Origin of the sequence: Ochrobactrum sp. SFR4 (genome assembly GCF_019730395.1) — a bacterium.
GTDB lineage: Bacteria > Pseudomonadota > Alphaproteobacteria > Rhizobiales > Rhizobiaceae > Pseudochrobactrum.
The window spans coordinates 1-278 of the sequence record NZ_JAAPBB010000705.1 but is presented as its reverse complement, the minus strand read 5'-3'; the positions used below and the strand labels follow the sequence as shown (position 1 = coordinate 278).

Here is a 278-nt window from a genome sequence, read left to right as displayed (position 1 = left end):
GACACGGGTGAACGGATCATTGGCGCGGGCATAGTCGTTGAGCGCGGCCGCTCCCCTATCAGTGGTGAACTCATAGGCGCGCAGCCAGTTCTGGCGCACGATGATGGCATCCGCCGGGATCGAGCGCGTCTGCTCGATGAAACGGCCAAGATGGAAGGCGATCTGCGGATCGGTCGGACGGTAATCGGCGGTGGCTGCGGCGACGGTCTGGGCTTGGCCGAGATTATCGACCTGCACCACCCAGGGCACGACGGTCCCTCGCGCCGATTGCAGAACGA

Annotated in this window: 1 protein-coding gene; it reads right to left on the bottom strand. The window is 64.4% G+C overall.

Annotated features, from left to right (window positions below; translation table 11 throughout):
• A partial coding sequence (locus HBA93_RS20880; protein WP_286202105.1) for a VirB8/TrbF family protein occupies positions 1–278 on the bottom strand: 278 nt, incomplete at both ends.